Origin of the sequence: Xenorhabdus aichiensis, from assembly GCF_028598775.1 — a bacterium.
In the GTDB taxonomy this organism is placed as follows: domain Bacteria; phylum Pseudomonadota; class Gammaproteobacteria; order Enterobacterales; family Enterobacteriaceae; genus Xenorhabdus; species Xenorhabdus bovienii.
In genome coordinates this window covers 1-3,946 of record NZ_JAQRFO010000090.1, presented here as the reverse complement: position 1 = coordinate 3,946, position 3,946 = coordinate 1, and the positions used below count along the sequence as shown (strand labels likewise).

At 43.8% G+C, this 3,946-nt stretch carries 7 protein-coding genes and 1 pseudogene; 7 read left to right on the top strand and 1 reads right to left on the bottom strand.

Annotated features, from left to right (window positions below):
- The first annotated feature begins 35 nt into the window (after positions 1 to 35).
- The gene (locus tag PSI22_RS20785; RefSeq protein WP_273581186.1) at positions 36 to 242 is read left to right on the top strand and encodes a crAss001_48 related protein; all 207 of its coding nucleotides are present in this window, start codon (positions 36 to 38) and stop codon (positions 240 to 242) included.
- 94 nt (positions 243 to 336) lie between these two features.
- On the opposite strand, the gene PSI22_RS20780 is transcribed toward PSI22_RS20785, so the two are convergent.
- Complete coding sequence (locus tag PSI22_RS20780) at positions 337 to 516, bottom strand: hypothetical protein (protein ID WP_273581390.1); 180 nt, start codon at positions 514 to 516, stop codon at positions 337 to 339.
- Between the two features lie 332 nt (positions 517 to 848).
- On the opposite strand from PSI22_RS20780, the gene PSI22_RS20775 reads away from it, so the two are divergent.
- From PSI22_RS20775 to PSI22_RS20750, 6 genes and pseudogenes are all read left to right on the top strand, one after another.
- Entirely contained in the window at positions 849 to 1,433 is a 585-nt protein-coding gene (locus PSI22_RS20775; RefSeq protein ID WP_273581389.1) for a BRO-N domain-containing protein, read from the top strand.
- The gene (locus PSI22_RS20770; RefSeq protein WP_273581388.1) at positions 1,430 to 1,651 is read left to right on the top strand and encodes a hypothetical protein; all 222 of its coding nucleotides are present in this window, start codon (positions 1,430 to 1,432) and stop codon (positions 1,649 to 1,651) included. Before PSI22_RS20775 ends, PSI22_RS20770 begins: the two co-directional genes overlap by 4 nt.
- Positions 1,652 to 1,653: 2 nt before the next feature.
- Positions 1,654 to 1,998 (top strand): hypothetical protein, encoded by a 345-nt coding sequence (locus tag PSI22_RS20765; RefSeq protein ID WP_273581387.1) that lies wholly within the window; start codon positions 1,654 to 1,656, stop codon positions 1,996 to 1,998.
- 211 nt (positions 1,999 to 2,209) lie between these two features.
- Complete coding sequence (locus tag PSI22_RS20760) at positions 2,210 to 2,413, top strand: DUF551 domain-containing protein (RefSeq protein WP_273581386.1); 204 nt, start codon at positions 2,210 to 2,212, stop codon at positions 2,411 to 2,413.
- 50 nt (positions 2,414 to 2,463) lie between these two features.
- Positions 2,464 to 3,063, top strand: coding sequence for a hypothetical protein (locus PSI22_RS20755; protein ID WP_273581385.1), 600 nt, complete (start codon positions 2,464 to 2,466; stop codon positions 3,061 to 3,063).
- A 2-nt stretch (positions 3,064 to 3,065) separates the two neighbouring features.
- A pseudogene (locus tag PSI22_RS20750) lies at positions 3,066 to 3,946 on the top strand (terminase); the annotation flags it as partial.

The following is a 3,946-nucleotide window of genomic DNA, read 5'->3' as shown; positions in this document are numbered from 1 at the left end:
GATTACGTTAATACTAAATGTTATAAGGTGAAGAAATGACGAGCTATCAAATACAACCACATCAACAACGTGTCATGGATGAAGCAACCGAGCTAGATCAAAAGATTGAGAAATTATCTAATTTCATTGGTGATTCCACCTATAGAAAGTTAGAAGAAATTGACCAATTTCTACTAGATGCACAACTGTCAGCAATGAAAATGTACTCAGAGATTCTGCATAAACGTATTAGGCGATTTTAATTTCAACCTCAGAGCAAGTGATACTGGGGTTGCAGGAGTATGTTAGGGGGCAGTGTGGGTGAGAGGACGGCGGGAATAAACCGTCCTCTTAGTGTTATTGATGATGCCCGTGTCCGACACATATTCCTCTAACTGGATCTGCAAATACCTTGCATGACTCCTCGCAAATTTTCCTTGCTTTTGCGTCTTGAATATAAGCACAGGCGGCATAAGTTTGCATTGAGGCGGAAAGTGTTACGCCTGCCAGTAGGCAAGAAAGAATATATTTTTTCATATTACTCTCCACGTGTAACGTTATTATCGAAAGATTAATAAGCCTAATAATATTAGCTCCACCTAACAATAAGCTAACAATGCTCAATAATTAGTCAACACCTGAAACTAAAGTCAATATTTCTTTGCCCATTCCCTTGAGTGGTTAAAGGAATACCCCATGCCATCAGTTAACGCTGGTGGCATTTTTGTATCTGAGTTCCGCGCACTCACCGCGCAATAATCCACACAGAACCTTACAGAAAGTCGAGCCTGAGAAATGCCGTTAATTGGTGTTTTCTGTGGGCGGCATTTCTGGTGAGCAGGTTCGCTTTTCTATAAGGAAAATACACGATGAGCACAGCATTAACTTTCAAAGAGCATGAGATCACTCCGTTTGATAATAGTGATAACAAGATTTGGTTCACTGGTGAGCATCTGGCTGAATTGCTGGGTTACAAAGACAGCAAGAAAGTAGCAAATCTTTATAGCAGACATAAAGATGAGTTTACCGAGAGTATGAGTACCCTTGCCAAAGTGAGGACTTCGAAAGAATCAATGGCTTACGGGTGTTTGTTATCAGAGGTTCGCTTGTATTCTTTACGTGGTGCTTATCTTATCGGAATGTTCTCTCGAACAAAGGTAGCCAAAGAACTTCGCATTTGGTTACTGGATCTTGCTGAGAAAGAATCCAACATTGATATCGGTACACTGGATATGACTGCAATAACGCAGTTAACAGGGCAAAAGATGCACGATTTGATAGATGTTTTTAATAAGGCTTCTTTCAAACACCGTGGTCAGAAAGGAAGCGGCTTAATGGCTCAGCGCAAACAGGATATAAAAAGAATAAAGGAAGCGACAAAACTAGCATTACAGCTCACCCAGTTTTCTATCCCTGACCTCGGTGATTTCCCCGATGAAGGCGAACCCGCATGAACCACGAACAATTTATCGAGAAGAACATACAGGCCGAGTTAACCAAGCTCGGCTTTTCTTCATCTATAGCAGGGATGGCGAGTGACAGAGCGGTAGATCATTACCGCCGTTCTGGTTCAGCGAGCAGAAAGGGTAAGAAGTTTGAGGATTGCCTGAGTGTTGCTAAGGCATGGGCAAGTAAATATTCGACTGAGAAACCCAAGAACAAGAGAGTCTGATGATGAAATACATATGCTCAATCATTCTGGACGCAATTATCGCGTCCTTTTTATTTATTGGGATCACACAAGATATAGACGGCTTTGTGAATGTGGGTTACTTCGCTGGCTGGCTCTTTGGCACGGTTAAGTTCTTGGCGTACTTATTTGGCAGGGACTCATTAGCCAAGGATTACAAGCGTGTTCCGACAGCATTCCGGTATTACGACCTGCTAACAGATACAGTGTTTGTCATTTTTGTTGTGTATCAAGGCTGGTTCATTCTGGGTGCTATCTATGCAATAGGGGCTATGGCGAGAGCTGAGTTCCAGAGTAAGCAAGAAGAGCGATTGAAAGAGCAAGGATAGCAATTTACAAAATTCTGCAAAGCATCCACTTTCGGGTGCTTGATAGAGGTTTGTGTAGGTTTTGGGCTTCGGTGGTCTCGCCCGAATAGCGGGTTATATAAACCGAGGTAGTTATTTATTCTGAATCAATTAAAGATAGCTTGATAGGCGTGGTGGATTAAATTAGTCCTTGTATTATATTTGTTCAAATACACCACAATGCGAGGAAAGCATGGATTGGATATCTGTCAATGACAGGCTACCAAAAGCAGTTAGACAATTTGAAAGGTTTATTGTTTCTACTGATAAAGGTATAGGTATGGGGGTCTATGATGGCCTGAATGAGTTCTCTCATATAATTGTCAATGGAGGCACTCAGTATTCAGATTATACAGTTACTCACTGGATGCCATTACCAGAACCACCGGTTAAATAATCTGTACATCAACCACCTTCGGGTGGTTTTTCGTTTATGGGGATAAATAAATGGCTAAACCAGATTGGGAGGCCATCGAATCGGCTTACCGGGCTGGTTTGATGTCTCTCCGCGAAATAGCTTCACAACATGGTATCAGTGAAGGTGCTATCCGTAAGCGAGCAAAGCGTGATGATTGGTCTCGTGACCTTGCCGCAAAAGTCAAAGAACGCACGGATGATCTGGTACGCAAAAAAGAGGTACGCAAGCAGGTACGCAGTGAAACGACTTTTTCAGAGCGCGTACTGATTGAAGCCACCGCTGAGGTTATCGCTACTGTTCGAATGGAGCATCGTGGTGATATCAGACGGGCGCGGGAAATAACCAATACGTTGTTTGATGAGCTTGGTGCTGAATGCGCTGATGTTGATGCACTTCGTCAGTTGGGTGAAATAATGTTTCAGCCTGACGACAACGGGAGAGACAGACTCAATGAGGTTTATCAGTCAATCATCAGCCTTCCTGAGCGAGTAAAAGCGGTTAAAGCATTAAGCGATGCAATGAAGAACCTGATTGGCCTTGAGCGTCAGGCTTACGATATCGATGGGCCAACGGGTGACGACTCAACGAAGAAACTATCTGAAATGATGGACGATCTTGCCAAGGGGTAATCATGAAGCCGGAACATTTAGCATTACTGCGCGACAAACTCTGGCGGCTGAATCATCTCTATTGGATAACGGACAAAGAAGGGAAGACTATCCGGTTTAAGATGACACCGGAACAGCTTGAGTACTTCGAAGGTATGCACACCCGTAACATCATCCTAAAAGCTCGCCAGCTTGGGTTCACTACTGAGGAGTGCATTATTCAGTTAGATACGGCGCTATTTGAGGCAGGAAAGTGCGCGTTAATTGCCCATACGCTGCCTGATGCAAAGCGGTTTTTTAGAGAAAAAATAAAGTTCGCATACGATAAGTTACCCGATGAAATCAAATCTGCAAACCCAGCAAGAAACGATGCGGCAGGGGAGTTGGTTTTTGAAAAAGGGGGATCGCTTACTGTATCAACATCATTCAGGGGAGGAACCTTAAAGAGGTTACATATTTCTGAGTTCGGAAAGATATGTGCCAAGAATCCTGATAAGGCAAGAGAGATTGTTACAGGGGCTCTTGAAGCTGTTCCTACTGATGGTTGTGCAACATTTGAAAGTACGGCAGAAGGACGAGCGGGATACTTCTTTGATTACTGTCAGACGGCAGAGAAAGCACAACTACAGGGTAAGCGGTTATCCAACCTCGACTGGAAGTTTTTCTTTTTCTCGTGGTGGAAGAATCCGCAATACGCAATAGACCCAGTAGAGGCATTACCTCAGCGCCTGGTTGATTATTTCGCTGAGATGGAAGCAAAGCACGGCGTTGTTCTCAATGATCGCCAGAAAGCCTGGTACTACGCCAAAGAGAAAACGCTCGGCGATGACATGAAGCGGGAATATCCAACAATCCCGGCTGAGGCATTCCAGCAATCAGTCGAAGGCGCTTACTACGCCAAACA

Bases quoted from the DNA above. Each gene is read 5' to 3' on its own strand.
- PSI22_RS20785 (WP_273581186.1), top strand. From the start codon at position 36: ATGACGAGCTATCAAATACAACCACATCAACAACGTGTCATGGATGAA.
- PSI22_RS20780 (WP_273581390.1), bottom strand. From the start codon at position 516: ATGAAAAAATATATTCTTTCTTGCCTACTGGCAGGCGTAACACTTTCC.
- PSI22_RS20775 (WP_273581389.1), top strand. From the start codon at position 849: ATGAGCACAGCATTAACTTTCAAAGAGCATGAGATCACTCCGTTTGAT.
- PSI22_RS20770 (WP_273581388.1), top strand. From the start codon at position 1,430: ATGAACCACGAACAATTTATCGAGAAGAACATACAGGCCGAGTTAACC.
- PSI22_RS20765 (WP_273581387.1), top strand. From the start codon at position 1,654: ATGAAATACATATGCTCAATCATTCTGGACGCAATTATCGCGTCCTTT.
- PSI22_RS20760 (WP_273581386.1), top strand. From the start codon at position 2,210: ATGGATTGGATATCTGTCAATGACAGGCTACCAAAAGCAGTTAGACAA.
- PSI22_RS20755 (WP_273581385.1), top strand. From the start codon at position 2,464: ATGGCTAAACCAGATTGGGAGGCCATCGAATCGGCTTACCGGGCTGGT.